This is a genomic window from Dietzia sp. ANT_WB102 (assembly GCF_008369165.1).
Lineage (GTDB): Bacteria > Actinomycetota > Actinomycetes > Mycobacteriales > Mycobacteriaceae > Dietzia.
Window position 1 is genome coordinate 605,077 of sequence record NZ_VOBA01000001.1, and the last position, 16,387, is coordinate 621,463.

General features: G+C 63.1%; 16 protein-coding genes and 1 pseudogene. 11 read left to right on the top strand and 6 right to left on the bottom strand.

The window, feature by feature from the left end:
- The first annotated feature begins 15 nt into the window (after positions 1-15).
- Both FQ137_RS02735 and FQ137_RS02740 read left to right on the top strand, forming a co-directional pair.
- Positions 16-399: a YidH family protein gene (locus tag FQ137_RS02735; RefSeq protein WP_149291022.1), complete on the top strand. Its 384-nt coding sequence runs from the start codon at positions 16-18 to the stop codon at positions 397-399.
- Positions 396-767, top strand: coding sequence for a hypothetical protein (locus tag FQ137_RS02740; protein ID WP_149291023.1), 372 nt, complete (start codon positions 396-398; stop codon positions 765-767). Before FQ137_RS02735 ends, FQ137_RS02740 begins: the two co-directional genes overlap by 4 nt.
- Here the strand turns inward: FQ137_RS02740 and FQ137_RS02745 are convergent.
- The 4 genes from FQ137_RS02745 to FQ137_RS02760 all read right to left on the bottom strand — a co-directional run bounded on the left by FQ137_RS02745 (position 736) and on the right by FQ137_RS02760 (position 3,026).
- A complete protein-coding gene (locus FQ137_RS02745; RefSeq protein ID WP_149291024.1) occupies positions 736-1,221 on the bottom strand; it encodes an SRPBCC family protein in 486 nt (161 codons plus the stop codon). The genes FQ137_RS02740 and FQ137_RS02745 overlap by 32 nt on opposite strands.
- 89 nt (positions 1,222-1,310) lie before the next feature.
- Positions 1,311-1,880 (bottom strand): hemerythrin domain-containing protein, encoded by a 570-nt coding sequence (locus FQ137_RS02750; RefSeq protein ID WP_149291025.1) that lies wholly within the window; start codon positions 1,878-1,880, stop codon positions 1,311-1,313.
- 88 nt (positions 1,881-1,968) lie between these two features.
- Positions 1,969-2,514 (bottom strand): SdpI family protein, encoded by a 546-nt coding sequence (locus FQ137_RS02755; RefSeq protein ID WP_149291026.1) that lies wholly within the window; start codon positions 2,512-2,514, stop codon positions 1,969-1,971.
- Complete coding sequence (locus FQ137_RS02760; protein ID WP_149291027.1) at positions 2,511-3,026, bottom strand: MarR family winged helix-turn-helix transcriptional regulator; 516 nt, start codon at positions 3,024-3,026, stop codon at positions 2,511-2,513. The genes FQ137_RS02755 and FQ137_RS02760 overlap by 4 nt, the downstream gene beginning before the upstream one ends.
- Before the next feature lie 157 nt (positions 3,027-3,183).
- Here FQ137_RS02760 and FQ137_RS02765 point away from each other — a divergent pair, with 157 nt between their 5' ends.
- The 4 genes from FQ137_RS02765 to FQ137_RS02785 all read left to right on the top strand — a co-directional run bounded on the left by FQ137_RS02765 (position 3,184) and on the right by FQ137_RS02785 (position 8,362).
- Entirely contained in the window at positions 3,184-4,542 is a 1,359-nt protein-coding gene (locus FQ137_RS02765) for a TrkH family potassium uptake protein (RefSeq protein ID WP_149292606.1), read from the top strand.
- Positions 4,535-5,200 (top strand): TrkA family potassium uptake protein, encoded by a 666-nt coding sequence (locus FQ137_RS02770; RefSeq protein ID WP_149291028.1) that lies wholly within the window; start codon positions 4,535-4,537, stop codon positions 5,198-5,200. Before FQ137_RS02765 ends, FQ137_RS02770 begins: the two co-directional genes overlap by 8 nt.
- 842 nt (positions 5,201-6,042) lie before the next feature.
- Positions 6,043-6,567 (top strand): copper chaperone PCu(A)C, encoded by a 525-nt coding sequence (locus FQ137_RS02780; RefSeq protein WP_149291030.1) that lies wholly within the window; start codon positions 6,043-6,045, stop codon positions 6,565-6,567.
- 331 nt (positions 6,568-6,898) lie between these two features.
- Entirely contained in the window at positions 6,899-8,362 is a 1,464-nt protein-coding gene (locus tag FQ137_RS02785; protein ID WP_149291031.1) for a PepSY domain-containing protein, read from the top strand.
- A gap of 143 nt (positions 8,363-8,505) precedes the next feature.
- On the opposite strand, the pseudogene FQ137_RS02790 reads toward FQ137_RS02785, so the two are convergent.
- Both FQ137_RS02790 and FQ137_RS02795 read right to left on the bottom strand, forming a co-directional pair.
- Positions 8,506-8,655, bottom strand: a pseudogene (locus FQ137_RS02790) (transposase); the annotation flags it as partial.
- A gap of 24 nt (positions 8,656-8,679) precedes the next feature.
- Positions 8,680-10,494 carry a sigma-54-dependent Fis family transcriptional regulator gene (locus tag FQ137_RS02795; RefSeq protein WP_149291032.1) on the bottom strand — a complete coding sequence of 605 codons (1,815 nt, stop codon included), beginning with the start codon at positions 10,492-10,494 and terminating at the stop codon, positions 8,680-8,682.
- 380 nt (positions 10,495-10,874) lie between these two features.
- Between FQ137_RS02795 and FQ137_RS02800 the strand changes: the two genes are divergently transcribed.
- The 5 genes from FQ137_RS02800 (at position 10,875) to FQ137_RS02820 (ending at position 16,382) form a co-directional block, all read left to right on the top strand.
- Complete coding sequence (locus FQ137_RS02800) at positions 10,875-12,509, top strand: methane monooxygenase (RefSeq protein WP_149291033.1); 1,635 nt, start codon at positions 10,875-10,877, stop codon at positions 12,507-12,509.
- Positions 12,510-12,643: 134 nt separating this feature from the next.
- Positions 12,644-13,705, top strand: coding sequence for a 2Fe-2S iron-sulfur cluster binding domain-containing protein (locus tag FQ137_RS02805; protein ID WP_149291034.1), 1,062 nt, complete (start codon positions 12,644-12,646; stop codon positions 13,703-13,705).
- 23 nt (positions 13,706-13,728) lie between these two features.
- On the top strand, positions 13,729-14,865 hold the full coding sequence (locus FQ137_RS02810; protein ID WP_149292607.1) for an aromatic/alkene monooxygenase hydroxylase subunit beta: 1,137 nt from the start codon (positions 13,729-13,731) through the stop codon (positions 14,863-14,865).
- Positions 14,862-15,215, top strand: a complete 354-nt coding sequence (gene mimD, locus FQ137_RS02815) for a propane 2-monooxygenase effector subunit MimD (protein WP_149291035.1) — start codon at positions 14,862-14,864, stop codon at positions 15,213-15,215. Before FQ137_RS02810 ends, mimD begins: the two co-directional genes overlap by 4 nt.
- A gap of 126 nt (positions 15,216-15,341) precedes the next feature.
- Complete coding sequence (locus FQ137_RS02820) at positions 15,342-16,382, top strand: amidohydrolase family protein (RefSeq protein WP_149291036.1); 1,041 nt, start codon at positions 15,342-15,344, stop codon at positions 16,380-16,382.
- Positions 16,383-16,387: the final 5 nt, after the last annotated feature.

Below are 16,387 nucleotides of genomic sequence, written 5' to 3' on the forward strand. Positions count from 1 at the left end.
GATAGGCTCGGGTGCATGACGCACAGTGGCGGGAAAGGCTGGCGGCCGAAGTCTCTGCGGGACGGTACCGAGCCGGACCCGCGGTTCTCGCTGGCTAACGAGCGCACGTTCTTGGCGTGGGTCCGTACGAGCCTCGGACTGACCGCGGGGGCGGTGGCACTGGAAGCGTTCGCCGGCGACGAGATTCCGGAGCTCATCCGCACACCGCTCGCCTGCATACTGCTGGTCCTTGCCGGCCTGCTCGCGATCGTCGCGTTTCGTCGCTGGATCAGTATCGAATTCGCGATGCGCCACCAGCAGCCACTGCCCATGCCGCAGGCCTCGATCCTCCTCGTGCTGGGCATCGCGGCGGGTGCGGTGCTCCTCGTCGTCGCGATCCTCAGCGGCACCTTCGGATGACGAGCCCGCGGCCGCGCTGGATCGGCGTGCACCGGGAGGCCGTCCCACCCGACACGGGTCTGCAGGCCGAACGCACCAGCCTGGCCTGGGCCCGCACCTGGGCCGTGGTGGGGGTGAACATCATCCTCATGGCCAAGCTGGTGGGGGAGATGTCCTGGTTCTGGGCGGCGGCGTTCTCGACTCTGACAGTGGTCCCGCTGTTCGCGTTGCTCCGGGTGCAGCGGCGGCACGAGCAGCGGGTGGACCGGTTCGTCCGGGCCGGTGAAGTCACCCAGACGCACGCGAGTTACAACGCAGGGCTGGTGGGCCTGGTGATCGTCATCGCGGCGTGCGGCCTCATGGCTGTCCTGGCGCAGGCCCTGTCCTAGCGGCGCGGCCAAGCGAGGCGAGGCCCCGCTCGAACTGTTCGCCCAGTATTTTGTCCATCTTGATCAGCCGGCTCAGAGCGCGCAGGAACGGCCCTCGGCGGCCTGTCATGTGCCACGTGACCTCCGTCGAGTCCGGCCCCAGCGGGGTGAGCGTGAAGGTGGTGGGGTTAATTCCCTTGATGGGTTTGGTGAAGCGCAGATCGATCACGACCTGGCGGCCCGCGGCGGCATCGACTATCTCCATGGATCCGGACCCGGCCTTGGTGTCACCGGACCATTCGTAGCGGGCGCCTACCCCGCGTTCCGCCCCGCTGTACCTGCGTTCCATGTCCGGGTCGACCTGCTCCCAGGGGGACCAGTTCTCCCAGGCGTGGAAATCCTCGAGATGGGCGAAGATCGCCGCCGCGGGGGCGTCGAGTATGTCGGTTCGGGAGATCGAGTAAGCGGCAGCCATGGCAGGCTCCATCTCTTCGGGCGCTATTCATCCAGTGTGCACCCGTCCCCGGCTCCGCGCGAGTGTTCGCTGGGGCCGGGGCGGAGGCCTCAGGTGTTCTTGGCCCGCCCGCTCAGGGCGTCGCGGAGGCGGTCGACCATGCCGACGCCGGGCCCCAGCGTCATGTGGAACAGCTCGGAGTGCGGCGAGCCGGGGTGCGGCCGGGTGGGGGCGATCCGCTTGGCGGCCTCGACCTTGCGGCCCAGGTCGACCAGGTCCTCGGCGGAGACGTGCTCGCGCATCTTGGGGAACTGGTCCGACTCCTCGTCGTCCGCGTGGTGGTCGAGGAGTTCCTTGAACCGCTTCACGGTGGCGACGAACTCGGCGCTGCCTGCGTCCAAGCCCTCGAGCTCCTTCATCACCTCTTCGAGTTCTTGGTGTTCTTCCTTGTCGTGCTCGACCTCCTCGGTGCCGTTCGGTACCGCGCGCTCGTAGACGGGGTAGACGAACAGTTCCTCGGCCACGGAGTGGCGCACAACCTCGGCGATGGCGGAGTCCGCTAGCGAGCGGCGCTCCTCCGGGTCGGCGGTCTCCTCGATCATCTCGAGCAGTCCGACCATCTCGCGGTGGTCGGCTGTGAGGATGTCGATGACATCCCCGGCGGCTGCGGTGTCGGCCATGAGGTGCTCCTTCGTGGTGTGAGTTGGATGGACTTCAGACCGTAGAGGCGGCCGCGTGGCTCGGCTACCGGAGGAGCCGGTGGCCGGCTCAGCGGCTGGTGTTTTCTGTCTCGCACATGCCTTGTAGCGCGCACGAGCCGCAGCCGCCGGTCACGCCGCAGTCGGCGGCGGGGTCGCCGGGCTGGGTGTCGGCGGCGGGGGCGCAGACGGCGCCACCGGAGTCGGAGTCGCCGGAGTGGCCGCCGCAGCCGTCGGGGCCGCAGCCACAGCCGCTCTGGTCATCCTGGGTGGCGTCCCACATAGCCGCCGCGCGTGCGCCGGCCAGGCCGGCGACGCTGAGCAGGGCGAGCGCAAAGACGATGGACACGACGACGACGAGCCCACCGATCCATCCGCCGATCAGTCCCAGGGCGAGCGCACCGAGCAGCAACACGAGGCCGGAGCCGAGGAATGAGGGCGCGGCGGCGCGGTTGGCCAATTCCCATGCTTCGGGGGAGCGGCGGGTCTCCGGCGTACGGACACCCAGGACGCCGTTGCCGGGCAATTTTCCGATCAGGGCCGCGACACCCGTACCCCCGAGCACGAGGGCGAGCCCCACGAGGAACACGACGACCACCACGAGCACTGCGTTCACGCCCCCGAGGCTACGCCCGCAGCGCCGGATCTCCGATTCGCTTCAGCCCCGGAAGGACCGCGGACCAGGGCGAGCAGCCGGGCGAGCTCGCGCTTGTCGCGCTCGCCCAGTCGATCGAGGAAGGCCCGCCGGACCGTCTCCACGTGGTCAGGTGCGGCCTTCTCGATCTCGCGTACGCCTTCCTCGGTGCAGGTCACGAACGCGCCGCGGCCATCGTCCGGGCAGCGGGTGCGTTGCACGAGGCCGCGCTTGACCATCCGGGTCACCTGGTGAGACAGGCGGCTGCGCTCCCACTGCAGGGCGTCGGCGAGCGCGGTCATCCGTAGGGGACTGTCGGCCTCGCTGAGATGCGCGAGCACTTCGAACTCTGGTTCGGTGAGGCTGGACGACGTCTTGAGGTCGCGCTGGATTTCCACATGCAGGCGGCCTTGTATTGCCAGGTAGTCGCGCCATAGCGTCTTCTCGGAATCGTTGAGCCATCGCACTTCGTTTTTCACAACTCGGTCAACCATGTCCTGAGCCTACCCGAGTAGTTGACACGACATATTCCTGCTGAAGTCCGGCTTTTCTGTGGTGGAGGAGGAGTGGTGGTCAAGTAGAGGGCATGGGGGATCGATAGGTCTACAGTCGGTTCTCGTGACTGAATATGGGCGGGTGTCCCCGTCTGTGATGCGTCGGCTCGCTGGCTGGGCGACTTTGAGCCCTGTGCGGGTCGTGGCGTTGAGTTTCGCTGCGGCGATCGTGGCGGGGGCGATGCTGTTGCTGCTCCCGGTCTCTGTCGCGTCGGGCGGTCGCACTGGTGTCACGGAGGCGCTGTTCACCTCGACGTCAGCGATGTGCCTGACCGGGCTGATCGTTGTGGACACCCCGGTGCACTGGTCCGGGTTCGGCCACGCCGTCATCCTCGCCCTGATCCAGGCCGGCGGGTTGGGGATCATGACCATGGCCTCGATGGTCGGACTGGTGCTCGCGAACCGCCTCGGGCTCAGGGCCCGGCTGAACACCGCCGCTGAAGCCAGGGCCGCCGAACTCGGCGACGTCCGCGACGTCGTCGTCGGGGTGGTCCGGATGAGCCTGCTCATCGAGGCGGTCGTCGCGGCAGCCCTGACCGTACGGTTTGCAGTCGGGTACGGCGAGCCCGTGTCGCGGGCGGTGTGGTTGGGCGTGTTCCACGCGGTTTCGGCGTTCAACAACGCTGGGTTCGCGCTGTACAGCGACAACATGATCAGTTTCGCCACCGACCCGTGGATCTGCGTCCCGCTCATGGTGGCCGTGGTGCTGGGCGGGCTGGGATTTCCGGTGCTGTTCGAGGTGTGGCGGCGCACTCGACAGTCCGCCTCGGAGCGACGAATGCGCCCGCGATGGAGCCTGACCGCGCGACTGACCGTGTCCGGCACGGCGATCCTGCTCCTGGTCGGATTCGTGGCGGTTCTGGCCCTCGAATGGACCCGTACACTGCAGCACTTCGACGTCGGGGGCAAGGTTCTGGTGGCCGCGTTCCAGGGGACGATGCCCAGAACCGCAGGATTCAACAGTGTCGACTACGGACAGATGGACGAGGCGACCCTGCTGGTGACGGACGTGCTGATGTTCATCGGTGGGGGCAGCGGTGGTACCGCCGGCGGGATCAAGGTAACGACGTTCGCTCTGCTGATGTTCGTGGTCATCGCCGAGGCGCGGGGAGAGCAGTCGGTCACGATCCTGGATCGGAGAATCGATGCCAGGGTCCAACGCCAGGCGCTGGCGGTGGCCGTGATCGGTATCGCGCTGGTGATGGTCTCGACGATCGTGCTACTCGCGGGGACACCGTTCAGTGTCAATCAGCTGCTGTTCGAGGTGACCTCGGCCTTCGCCACGGTCGGGTTGTCCACCGGCATCACTGCGCAGCTTCCCCACTGGGGGCAGTGGATACTGATTCTGCTGATGTACCTGGGCCGGATTGGCCCGATCACCATGGTCAGTGCTCTGGCTGCGCGGCAGCGCGGCCGCCGGTACGACCTTCCGAAAGAAAGGCCTCTCATTGGCTAGAAGAGCAGCACCCGATGTTGTTGCCGTGCTGGGCCTGGGCCGGTTCGGTAAATCGTTGGCGTTGGAGTTGATGTCGCAGGGGGCGGAAGTTCTGGGCATCGACGCCAGTGACGCGGTGGTGCAGAAGATCGCAAATCGCCTCACCCACGCTGTAGTGGCCGACACCACGGATGAGGAGTCGCTACGTCAGCTGTCGGTCCACGAGTTCGATAAAGCGGTGGTCGGGATCGGTTCGGACCTCGAGGCCAGCTTGCTTACCGCCTCGGCCCTGATCAATCTGGGGGTTCCGAACGTGTGGGCCAAAGCGATCAGTAACTCGCACGCCAAGATCCTCACTCAGATTGGGGTCCACCACGTCGTACGCCCCGAACATGACATGGGGAAGCGGGTTGCCCACCTGGTGCGCGGGCGGATGATCGACTACATCGAGTTCGATGACGGCTTTGCCATGGTCAAGACGACTGCCCCATCGTTTGCGACCGGCCGCACCCTGGGGCAGACGACGATCCGCACGGATTTCGGTGTGACCGTGGTGGCTATCAAGCGACCGGGAGAGGGGTTCACCTACGCCGACGCAGATACGGTCTTGCACGCGGGGGACACCATCATCGTTTCCGGCAAGGTCCGGGACACCGAGCACTTCGCGGAGCTTTCGTAGCCGGGCGATCCCGCTTCCCGGCCAGACGAGTGCCGGCCGTGTGCCACTGTCGGAAACGCCGCGTTTAGCGTCACCTTCGTCATGTTTGAAGGGGTCCAACAGTGATGAGACGTCTGGCGCCTGGCTTAGGATGAGTCCATGTCGGCGGATCGACTGCGGTCTGAGCTCCCCTCGGTAGTGACCGCAGTCGTGGGCATGGTCGTGGCGGTTGTCAGCGGCGTGTTTGGCATCAGTGCTCACGGGCTGGCTGCGCCAGGAGACATGGGCCCGGTTACTGCAGGCCAACTCCTCACTGTTGCTGCTACTAGCGCTGGCGTCGGGGCGGTTACGGCTGCGTTGGCCCGCTACCGCCCCCCGATCTTCACTGCAGCGGTTGGGTTGGTGTGCGGTCAGGGCGCTGTGCATCTCGCCATGTCCTCAGGCCATTCACACTCCACTGGCGCTCCCCATGGTGTCGGCATTCATACTGTCGACCCAGCAGTCGTGCGAACTGCGATGGATGATGCGGCTCTGGACCCCCTTGCGTCCGCGGCAGCCCTGTTGTCCCCGGTGATGGTTGCAGCGCACATCGCCGCCATTGTCTTCGCGCTACTTGTCATTGCTGTGCTGGCCGGGGCTCTTGCTTGGCTTTCCGCACGAGCATTCCCGCCACCGGTAATCGCCCACCTGTCGACGATCCTCATCACTCGAGCGACTGGCCGGTCCGATACCTCGGTAAAGCAGTACTTGCTCTCCCGAGGCGGGACTAGAGCGCCCCCCGTAGCTGTGTGAACCCATCTTCCGCACCCGATAGCGCGCCTGCGCTGCCGGGATACTTCACACACCCATTTTGAGGATTTGCTATGCGCACCTACACCCGTACTGCTCTAGTGGCCGCAGGAGCCTTCGTTCTGGCATTGACCACTGCCTGCAGCACAAACGATCCAGACACCATTACGGGCGCCAACGCGGGCGCCGTCGTCTTGGAAGACGGCTGGGCCAAGGCCACCGACACCGACATGAGCGGTGTGTTCGGCACCATCCGCAACCCCGGGGAGTCAGACCTTCACCTGACTGGCGTCAGCGGTGAGGTCGGCGGGACAACGGAATTGCACGAGACTGTTCCCGGGGGCTCCGGGTCGATGATGCGGGAAAAGGAGGATGGCTTTGTCATCCCTGCCGGCGGGGAGTTGGTGCTGGAGCCGGGCGGAAACCACATCATGTTGATGGATCTTGACCAGCCCATCACTACCGGCCAGCAGATCACCATCACCCTGCTATTCGACGACGCCGTAGAGCAGGACATCACCGTCTCCGCCCGGGACTTCCAAGGCGGCGAAGAGGAGTACATCGGTGGCACCCACGAAGGCACGAACCACGGCGGGTAAACCCATCTCCGCTCCCTGACGCGCGGCTGTGAGGCCGCGCGTCGGGCCGTCGCCGTCGCGTGCAGCGCGCGGACGGTTCCACTTAGACGCCCTTGCTAGGGGCCCATCGGGACACTTCGCATGCCGTAGATACCGACGTCTAGCGGCAGCAGTAGTTCTGAGCCTGCCCGTGCACCCGATCTCGGTGAGCGCCGTCGGTCGACCAGTCGTGGCACTTTCCGGATCACAAGGCCTGGCCTGCACATACGGCCTCGAACGGTGCATCCTGCCCCACCGGGTGGGACGCACCGCTAACGCGCGTCGCCATCTTCTCGAAAGGTCTTTCCCAACTATGACTGTCACGCACCCGACAGCACGTCACATCCACGATCCCGGACGCTCCGATACACCTCAGCCTTCAAGGTCTTTGGCCGCTCAACTTGGCGCGATCCTTACTCGGGTCCACTTCTATGCCGGCTTGTTCGTCGCCCCGTTTCTGATCGTCGCCGCCCTGTCCGGAGCCTTGTATGCGTTCGCTCCGACCTTGGAAAAGATCGTCTACCAGGAGCAAATCACCGCACCCGAGGCGTCAACTGCCCTACCGCTGGAGCAACAAGTCAACGCTGCGCAAGCCCAGTTCCCCGATCTGGACGTGGCTCAAATCTGGCCCACTGACGGATCTGGAACCGCCACCCGCATACTGTTCGCCGACGACTCCCTCGAGGACGGACTCGAACGGGCCGTCTTCGTTGACCCTGCCACCGGCACCATACAAGGCGACCTGACCAGCTACAGCGGTCTAGGCGAACTTCCGGTACGGAGCTGGATCTCAAGCCTGCACAAGGACCTCCACCTCGGCCCGCCCGGAGAGGTATATTCCGAACTCGCCGCTTCCTGGCTGCTCATTCTGGCACTTAGCGGACTGATCATGTGGTGGCGCAAAGTGCGCTCCACACGCCACGGCAAGTCCTCAACCCCGCGGCACTTTCTGCGAGGACTGCCTGCGCGGCCTGGAACACGACAGAAGTCGATGAGCGTGCACGCCACCCTCGGAACGTGGTTCACAATTGCCATCCTGGGGATCGCGATAACCGGCCTAACCTGGTCGACCTACGCCGGCGCCAACATTGACGCCGTGGTCGACAAGATGAACTGGCGCTCCGATCCCTTGCAGACCTCCCTAGTCGCGGAAACACCAGCGGCAGGCGAGACTTCCGGGCACCAAGGGCATAGCTCGACCGATACGGGTTCTCGAATTCCGGTCAATCACGCCTCCGAGGTCTTAGCCGTGGCGCGCCAGGCTGGCTTGGACGGACCTGTGCGGATGTTCCCACCCGCTGATGCCGACACCGCGTGGAAGGTTAGCGAGCTATGGGTTCCCTGGACCTTTAGCTCCGATGCGATCGCCATTGACGGCAGCACAGGTCAGATCATCGACACGCAGAAATTCGATGAGCTCTCGCTCTATTCGAAGTTGTCCTCGTGGGGCATCCATCTGCACATGGGCATCTTGTTCGGCCTGCCCTTGCAGATCGCCCTCGCTGCCACAGCACTGACGATCGTCGCCTTGGCAGTGCTCGGTTACCGGATGTGGTGGAAACGCCGCCCCACCCAGGGCAGTCTGCCCACCGCGTTGGGTGGACTTACGGGCCATCAGCGGCAGGCCTACGTCATCGCCGCAGTCACCGCGCTGGCGATCGGAGCGTTCCTTCCATTGCTGGGCGCCTCGCTCGCAGTGTTTCTCGCTGTCGACCTGGCCTTGACCGCACGTAAGGCATTCATAGCGAGGCGGGCCGCTATAGCAAACGCCTCGTGAGTCGAACCTGCCCCTGCCTGCCGAACTCTTTAGGCAGGCAGGCAGGGGCAGGAGCTCCACAGCACGCCGCGAACAGCGGGCGGTGGCCGGCCGCTGTTCACGCCGCCCTCATCCAGTGACTCCGTCCACTTTGCAACAGCACCGCCCAGGGCGATCCCGCGGAGATGCCCGAGGCGTCCGTTGATGGCCTCGACGGGGCCGTTGAAGGCTCCGGTGTCGAAGTAGGCCAGGATCTCCGCCCGGCGCTTCCACAGCGATCTGCCGAGCTGCGCGAGTTCCGAGAGTAGTCGCGGGTGCGCTTGGCGATGGGGCGGTAATTACGTCTTAGATTTAAGGTTTCGGACGGCGATGCCGAACTCGCGGATCTTTCGGTAGATGGTCGCCCGAGAGATGCCTAGGTAATTCGCGGCGGCGAGCTTGTGTCCGTGATGGATTCGGAGCGCCTCGACAATCGCGTCCCTTTGGATAGCCTCAATCGGAGTAAGCGAGCGTCGGATGGAAGAGTCGCATTCGGCGGGGAGATCTTCTATGCCGATGAGCCCTGACCGCTTGCTCTGGACACAATCCCGTACGACGCCTTGCAACTGCGCCATATTTCCGTACCACGGGAGCCGGGACAGGTGGCGTAGCGCGGCCTCATCGAAGCGGACTCGCCCCTCGCGGTCGAATCGGTGCAGAAGGTGGACGGCGAGTTTGGAGATGTCCTCCGACCGGTGGCGAAGCGGGGGAAGAAAGACAGAGACGTCGAAGTTCGGGAGTACGGCGGAATCGATCCCCGTGTCATCACTCCCGCTCTCGGTCGTGGCCAGGACCCACGACGGGCCGGTCTCGGTAGGTGCGAAGCGGTGCGCGACGAGCAGTTCCGACACTGCGCTGATCGCCCGGCTGTCCAGCTTGTCGATCTTGCGGAGCAGGAGGGAGCCTCGGTCTTTAAGCGCGGCTTCAAGTTTTTCGACGAAGGTATCGACATCGGCCGAGTCGGCGCAGTCGATGATGGCGAGCCGCTCACCCGGGAACACCGTGTCGTGAGCTGCGCGCGTCATCGCCGTCCTGCCGACCCCCGGTTCTCCGGTCACGATTACCGAGGTGCCCCGGCGCGCGTAACTGAGGAGCGAATCGGCCGCGCGGAGCCACTCCGGCGACGTTCCGATCAGCCCGTTGAGTGGTCGGTGGCGAGCTGTCGTTGATGCGCTTGAGCTCCGCTGGCCCAAGCGGACGCGGACGATTCCGCCTACCACTCTGCCGTTCAGCGTGGAGGGACTGTAAGTGAGTCGTGCCGAGAGGCCACTGGGGAGATCCGCAACCGCGGACTCCTGGAGTGAGTCTCCGGTGAAGTCGGCGGAGTGGATTAACAGGGACGCCCGATCCTCAGGTGAGAGCAGCTGCTGAGCGTGCCGGTTAAACATCACAACATCGTCGCTCTGGGCGATCACGGGGTTGGAAGTGCGCCGACATGCACTGAGGTACTCGCGCAGCAGCTGTGTTTCACCGGGGCTGACTGTGTCCAGCAAAGATTGCTCGATTTGGTCGGCGAGCGCTCCTGTAGTGGTCATAAGTAGGCCGGTGGCGTCTTCCGCGTAGCAGGTGATGTCGACAACCCCGACCAGCGATCCGGTAAGTGGATGGAAGATGGGCTGTCCGGCGCAGGTAAAGATCGATAACTTGTCGTTGTAGTGCTCTGGGCCATGGACCAATACCGGGCCCGCGGTCGTCACTGCGGTTCCGATGCCGTTGGTGCCCACCGTCTCCTCGTCGTATCCGCTTCCTGGGGCCAGGTGGACCGAATCCAGCAGGCGAGCCATGCTGGAATCGCCACAGTAACGCTGGACGATCGAACCATCGGCCGCCGCAAAAACGATGGTGACGGGCTCGTTTGCCATGCGTTGGGCGTTGCGGGCGAGAACCGCATTGACACACCGGAGGACGTCGTCGTCGTGGGGGACGATGCCGGATGACCGGGGTTCGATTTCAGTGCGGTCGACGCCCAATAGTTGACTCCTGCGCCAGGAGTCCGCGATGGGTGGCCGCACGAGTGGGAACTGCTCTTCCGGACCGGAGGTCCCGGAACGCAGATCATTCTCTGCACGTCCCAACCACGGATCCTCGGCCTGGCCCCTCAGGGTTCCTGCCATCGATGCTCCTCGCCGACCGCACTCTCACGGCGTCCCTCGCTGCTGCTCGCCGCAACCGGCACGTCGGCCGCTCTGCGGTGTTCGATTCCAACGGGGTGTACGTCGTTGACTTTACCCCGTGCCATGCGTAAGAAGAGCGTCACTTTCCGGAAAAAACTGCAGCTAGAGCCGCTTTCGGGACGCTTTCTCGAAATGAGACACATCTGCCTATGCGCTACGGGGCCGGCACTTGACATTCTCAGTGTGAGACATAAGTCACACAGTCGGGGGGGTCTACTCAGAGCCACGGGCAGCGCTCACGCCCGGAATGGTCGAACCGATTGGACGCCCCGGCCCGGCCGCACCACTCCAGATGCCAACCCACCAGGAGGCGAACGGCAATGAGCAGACAGAGCCTGACCAAGGCGCACAACAAGATCAGTGAGCTGACGTGGGAGCCGACTTTCGCGACTCCGGCGACACGCTTCGGTACGGACTACACCTTCGAGAAGGCACCCAAGAAGGACCCGCTGAAGCAGATCATGCGGTCCTACTTCCCAATGGAGGAAGAGAAGGACAATCGGGTGTACGGCGCGATGGACGGCGCGATCCGCGGCAACATGTTCCGCCAGGTCCAGCCGCGCTGGCTGGAATGGCAGAAGCTGTTCCTGTCGATCATCCCGTTCCCGGAGATCTCCGCAGCACGCGCAATGCCTATGGCCATCGACGCCGTACCGAATCCGGAGATTCATAACGGACTCGCGGTGCAGATGATCGACGAGGTTCGTCACTCGACGATCCAGATGAACCTCAAGAAGCTCTACATGAACCACTATGTCGATCCCGCCGGGTTCGACATCTCGTCGAAGGGATTCGCGAACAACTACGCGGGCACCATCGGCAGGCAGTTCGGCGAGGGCTTCATCACCGGTGACGCGATCACGGCGGCGAACATCTATCTGACTGTCGTCGCGGAAACAGCGTTCACCAACACGCTGTTCGTTGCGATGCCGGACGAAGCTGCCGCCAACGGCGACTACCTCCTACCCACGGTGTTCCACTCGGTCCAGTCCGACGAGTCGCGACACATCTCCAACGGCTACTCGATCCTTCTCATGGCCCTGGCAGACGAGAAGAACCGTCCGCTGCTAGAACGCGACCTGCGCTACGCCTGGTGGAACAACCACTGTGTGGTGGACGCGGCGATCGGCACGTTCATCGAGTACGGCACCAAGGACCGTCGCAAGAACCGTGAGTCCTACGCCGAGATGTGGCGTCGGTGGATCTACGACGACTACTACCGCTCCTACCTCCTCCCCCTCGAGAAGTACGGGCTCACTATCCCGCACGACCTTGTTGAGGAGGCCTGGAACCGGATCACGAATAAGTTCTATCACCATGAGGTGGCGCGCTTCTTCGCCACCGGTTGGCCGGTGAACTACTGGAAGATCGATCCGATGACGGATACAGACTTCGAGTGGTTCGAGGAGAAGTACCCGGGTTGGTACTCGCGGTTCGGCAAGTGGTGGGAGAACTACAACCGGATGAAGTATCCGGGCCGCAACAAGCCCATCGCCTTCGAGGAGGTTGGTTACGAGTATCCGCACCGCTGCTGGACCTGTATGGTCCCGGCCTTGATCCGTGAGGACATGGTCGTAGAGAAGGTCGACGGACAATGGCGGACCTACTGCTCGGAAACCTGCTACTGGACTGACGCGGTGGCATTCCGAGACGAGTACGAGGGGCGGCCCACGCCGAACATGGGCCGGCTGACCGGCGACCGCGAGTGGGAGACCCTTCACCACAACGAGGACCTGGCCGACATCGTCGAGAAGCTCGGTTATATCCGGGATGACGGAAAGACACTCATTCCGCAGCCGCATCTGGATCTGGACGACCCGGCGAAGATGTGGACCACCGACGATCTCCGGGGCATCACGTTCCAGAGTCCGAACGTGCTCCTCAACCAGATGTCCGACGCCGAGCGGGTGGCTCACATAGCCGCGTACCGCGCGAATAAGAACGTCAGCGTCTGATCCCAGAGTGAAGTGAAGGGGTCGCCGGGTGACAGACGGCGGCCCCTGGAGGGGAGTAGCGCTGGCCCACTGAGGAACGGCGCCACTCACCCTGCTTCTCCACTATCGAATCGTCATCAACCAGGAGCGAGACCGTGTCTGAAAAGCACCGCATCTACTTCGAACCTGTCGGCATCGAGATCGAGGTCTCGGAGGACGAACGGATCCTCGACGCGGCCTTCAAGCAGAACGTCCACTTGATGCATGGTTGCCGAGAGGGTCAGTGCTCGGCATGTAAGTCGTTTGTTCTCGACGGCGATATTCAAATGGACAAGTATTCGACGTTTGCTTGTAACGACTCCGAGGTCGAGGACGGATTCGTCCTCCTGTGTCGAGCGCACGCGTTTGAGGACTGCACCATCGAACTGCTCAACTTCGACGAGGACGAGCTGTTCAACGCGACGCCCATCCAGGACGTCGATTGCGAGGTCCTGTCGGTGGTGGAGCTCACCGGCGACATGGTGTCGCTAAAGATGCGCCCGCTGGGCGGGGTCGACTTCGACTTCAAGCCCGGGCAGTACACGGACGTTCTCATTCCGGGAGGAGAGGACGGCGAGAAGCGGTCCTTCTCAATGGCCACCACTCCGATTAGTGCGGACCATCTTGAGTTCATCATCAAGAAATACCCGGGCGGACAGTTCTCCTCGCTTCTTGACGACGGAATCGCGGCCGGCACCCAACTGCACCTCAATGGCCCGTACGGGAACTGCACCATCAAGGAGGGTCGGGTGCTCCCAATCGTCGGTATCGCCGGCGGTGCGGGTATGGCACCAATCCTCTCACTTCTCCGGCACCTCGCCGAGACAAACTCCGACCGCAGCGTTCACTTCTACTACGGCGCGCGGAGAATAGACGACCTTTTCTACATCGACGAGATCCGTGAGATCGGAAAGAAGCTTAAGGACTTTCGATTCGTAGTGGGGCTGTCGGACGAGCTTCCCGCGGAGTGGGGCTACGAGGACGTGGTACTCGAAGAGGGGTTCATTCACATGGTCGCCGAGCGTCATGAGCCAACTCTCCGGTCCACTGAGGTCTACATGTGCGGCCCACCCCCGATGGTCGATGCCGCGACGGAAATGCTCGAAAGCCAAATGGTACCGAGCGACCAAGTCTTTTTCGACAAGTTCACTAGTCCGATGACGCCCGAGAGCGTCTGAGAACAGAAACGGAAGTGACCGACATGACAGAAGCAACGGCCGAAGAAACGGCCGAAGAAAACGGCGAGAAGAAGCAGGACGATAGATTCCCCTCGATCCACTTCACCGACGCCCAGGCGGGTTCTCTGGAGTTCCCTAGTTCGAAGAGTCGTAGCTACAGCTACTTCAAGCCCGCCAAGCTCAGGGCGACGATGTACGAGGACGTCACCGTCGACGTACAGCCAGACCCGGAACGGTATCTATCGCAGGGTTGGATCTACGGCTTCGGTGACGGTCCCGGTGGCTACCCGAAGGAATGGACGGCCGCTAAATCCGAAGTCTGGCACGACTTCCGCGACCCGAACCAGGAGTGGGAACAGACCATCTACCGCAACAACGCGGCGGTCGTCCGGCAGGTGCAGTTGTGCCTCGAAAACGCGAAGCGAGCACACGCCTATGCGGGCTGGAACAGCGCGTGGACGTCCTTCGTCGCACGCAACATCGGTGCGTGGATGCATGCCGAGAACGGCCTGGCCTTGCATGTGTTCACGGCCATCCAGCGCTCAGGGCCGACCAACATGATCAACACCGCGGTCGCGGTCAACGCAGCGCATAAGATGCGTTTCGCCCAGGATCTGGCCCTGTTCAACCTGGATCTATCGGAGGAACTCGAAGAGTTCGACGGTGAGATCCACAAGGAAGTCTGGCAGTCGTCCCCGGAATGGCAGCCGACCCGCAGGCTCGTCGAGGAACTCACGGCGACGGGGGACTGGTGCGAGCTCCTGTTCGCGACGAACGTCGTCTTTGAACAGCTGGTCGGAGCTCTGTTCCGCTCAGAACTGGTCATGCAGATTGCTGCGCAGAATGGCGACTACATCACGCCGACCATCGTCGGCACGGGCGAGAACGATTACGACCGAGACCTCAAGTACACCCGGTCACTGTTTCGCATGCTCGTGCGCGACGAGGTCCACGGTGAAGCCAACAAGGAGTTGTTCGGCCAGTGGTTGGCCAAGTGGATGCCGAAGGCGGTCGCAGCGGCCACTGCTCTGCAGCCCATCTGGTCGCAGCCTGCTGAGAAGCCGGTGACGTTCACGACGTCCTGTGAGTTGGCCAGTCAGAAATTCTCGATTCTGCTCGAAGAGCTCGAGTTGGAAATCCCGAAGGAGCTGCAGTCATGAGCGAGATGATATTCGGTGCGGAAGCGACATTCTCCAACATGTGCGGAGTGACGCTGATGAACACACCGGTCGGCCAGGTGGTCGCCGAGGTGATGAAGGGCAAGCCCGGGGTCGAATTGGTCGAGTATCCGTCAATGATCCGCGTGGACGGCGGCGAGAAGTTGGTGTTCGACTACGACGAGCTCAGCGATGCGCTCGGTGAGGACTTCAACGAGATGACCTTCGAGGAAATCTCATCGACCCACTACGGCCGGATGGTCCACCTGGACGACAAGACGATGATCTTCGCGAGCCCGGAGGCGGCCGCGGAATACATCGGCTTCACCCTCACTGCGACGGAGAGCCCGTGAAGGTCTTGACCTAACTTTTCCGCTCCCGGGCCGCGAGGCGCCTGCGTCGTGGCCCTGGGAGGGCATGCCCCTCCCGGCATTGTTCACCTCGAATTTCCACCACTCATAACAGGAGCTATGGACGCCATGTATACGCACAATGGAGAAAAATACTTCATCGTCGACAGCCATATCCATATCTGGGATGGCCGGCCCGAGAATTATAAGAACATCCACGGCAAGCAGTTCATCGACACGTTCTTCGGGTATCACTCAAATCTCTCCCCAGACGAGGAGAAGTGGGCGTACGACGATTTCCTCTACTACGGCCCAGAGGGCGTGGAACGGGATGTCTTTGAAGAAGGCCAGGTCGATCACGCGATCCTGCAGACGACCATGCTCACGGATTTCTACCACGACACGTTCTCCCCGAACGAGGTCAACTGGAAGTTCGCCCAGGACAATCCTGAGCGTGTGACGTACAACCATGCCTACGATCCGCGTTTTGAGGAGTCGGGACTCACGCAGCTCGAGAAGGACGCTGAGAAGTACAACCTCAAGGGCGTGAAGCTGTACACGGCCGAGTGGCACGGAGACTCCCGCGGATACCGGCTCGACGATCCGTGGTCGCGACGTTACCTGGAGAAGTGCATCGAACTGGGGATCAAGAACATTCATATCCATAAGGGGCCGACGCTCAGGCCGCTGGACATGGATGCGTTCAGCGTGCGCGATGTTGACCCGGTCGCCTCGGACTACACGGAACTTAACTTCATCGTGGAACATTGCGGTCTGCCACGTCTGGACGAGTTCTGCTGGATCGCCACCCAGGAGTCGAACGTGCACGCCGGCCTGTCCGTCGTGATGCCGTTCATCCACACCCGCCCGCGCTACTTCGCGGAGATGATCGGGGAGATGCTGTACTGGATCGGCGACGAGAAAATGCAGTTCTCTTCGGACTACGCGCTGTGGAAGCCGAAGTGGCTGATCGAGGCCTTCCTCGACTTCCAGATCCCGGAGGACATGCAGGAGGAGTACGGCCAGATCACGGTCGAGAACAAGAAGCGGATCCTCGGTCTCAACACTGCGGCAATGTACGACATCGAGGTGCCCGAGGAGTTCCAGGTGCCCGGTGGGTCCGATGCGGACAAGCCGAAGCAGGAAGTCGCCGCAGGGGCGGAGGCCTGATCGCG